Consider the following 1,751-nt stretch of genomic DNA (forward strand, 5'->3'; position numbering starts at 1 on the left):
CCCCAAAAGATCAACAACGGGACTTCCGAATACGTACGCACGATCTGCTGCTCGCCGATCCGCAGGAAGGCGGGGGATACCGGCACCGGTATGCGGATCGCACCTATCACAGCGTCACGGACTACCTCGCCGACCTGCTGCGCGACGAGAACGTGCCGGCCGCGGAGCGCGCCATCGCCCGCGCGTCCGATACCCGCGCGTCCCATGCCAGCGCGTCCCATGCCAGCACAGCGGTTCCCGGCAGGTTCCACCCGGTGATCTCCCGCGCGTCCCCACGTCTAGACCCCGCCGGGAACCGCCGGCCCGCCGGTAATCCGCGATCCGATTCAACGCCTGGTCGAGAGGAATTCATCGATGGCGGAGAAAACGCTAACCTCCAGCTCTTTTCGTCTCCGTGTGGACCTCCTGGCTCCCCACATCATGTCGGCCATGGAGGCTTTCGACGCCGCCACCGACAAGGTCAGCCTGCCGGCCTCGCTCCTGGAACTGGTCCGCACCCGGGCCTCCCAGATCAACGGGTGCGCCTTCTGCGTCGGCGCCCACAGCCCGGCCGCCCTCGAGGCCGGCGCGACCCAGAAGCAGCTGCTGGCCCTGCCCGTCTGGCGCGAGTCGCCGCACTTCTCGGCACAGGAACGTGCGGCGCTGACCCTCACCGAGGCCATCACCCAGATGGACCGCCGGCCGGTCACGGACGAGATGTGGGGCGAGGTCTCGGTGGTCCTCACCGAGGTGGAGCTGGCCGAACTGGTCTGGGTGATCGCGGCGATCAACGTCTGGAACCGCGTCGCCGGTACCGCGCGTCCCTGGCCAGTGGCCTGACATGCGGATCGGACTCGTCGGGGCCGGCCGAATCGGCGCCGTGCACGCCCGCACGCTGGCCGACGACCCCCGGGTGGACGAACTGGTCATCACCGACGTCGACCAGGAGCAGGCCGCCCGCGGGGCGAGCGCGGCCGGGGCCCGGGTCGCGGCGGATCTCGAGGCGCTGATCGCCCTCCGCCCGGACGCGGTGGCGATCGCCTCTCCCACCGACACCCACGCCGACATCGTCCTGCGGTGTTGCGCCCTGGGCATTCCGACCTTCTGCGAGAAGCCGGTCTTCCGGGAGCTAAGCGTCGGTGAACGCGTGGCCACCGAGGTCAGGCTTTCGGGGATCCCGGTGCAGGTGGGCTTCCAGCGCCGGTTCGACACCGGGTTCGGCAACGGGCGGGAGGCCCTGAGATCCGGTGCCCTGGGTCAGCTGCGGCGCGTGCACATGGTCACCGCGGATCCTCAGCCGCCGCCGTTCGACTACGTGGCGGTGTCCGGCGGCATCCATCGTGACTGCCAGATCCACGACTTCGACGCCCTGCGCTGGGTGAGCGGACGCGAGGTGGTCGAGGCGTTCGCCGCAGGTGCCCGGCGCGGCGCCGAGTACTTCGGTGACGTCGGCGACGTGGACGAGACCGTGGTGCTGCTGACCCTCGACGACTGTTCCCTGGCCACCCTGCAGGCGTCCCGTTACAACGGGCACGGCTACGACGTGCGGATGGATCTGGCCGGAACCTCCGCCAGCATCTCGGTGGGCCTCGACGCCCGGGTGCCGCTGCGTTCGGTCGAACCCGACGGGCCGGTACCCGCCGCGCAGCCCTGGTCGTCCTTCATGGACCGGTTCGCCACGGCGTACCGGGCCGAGATGGAGGCGTTCGTGACCATGGTGAGCACCGGCGGTCCCAGTCCCTGCACGCTCGACGACGCCCTCGCCGCGCTGC

3 protein-coding genes are annotated in these 1,751 nt (G+C 70.2%); 2 read left to right on the plus strand and 1 reads right to left on the minus strand.

Features of this window, described 5'->3' with window-relative positions; all coding sequences use genetic code 11:
- Window positions 1–206, minus strand: a 206-nt coding sequence (locus CcI156_RS26235) for a hypothetical protein (RefSeq protein ID WP_217697703.1), incomplete at its 3' end; no start/stop codon positions are given.
- Window positions 207–354: 148 nt separating this feature from the next.
- Between CcI156_RS26235 and CcI156_RS15450 the strand changes: the two genes are divergently transcribed.
- On the plus strand, window positions 355–819 hold the full coding sequence (locus CcI156_RS15450; protein WP_011437757.1) for a carboxymuconolactone decarboxylase family protein: 465 nt from the start codon (window positions 355–357) through the stop codon (window positions 817–819).
- A 1-nt stretch (window position 820) separates the two neighbouring features.
- On the plus strand, window positions 821–1,751 hold a 931-nt coding region (locus CcI156_RS15455), incomplete at its 3' end, for a Gfo/Idh/MocA family oxidoreductase (protein WP_076806443.1).

The sequence above is a fragment of the Frankia sp. CcI156 genome (assembly GCF_001983015.1).
GTDB lineage: Bacteria > Actinomycetota > Actinomycetes > Frankiales > Frankiaceae > Frankia > Frankia casuarinae.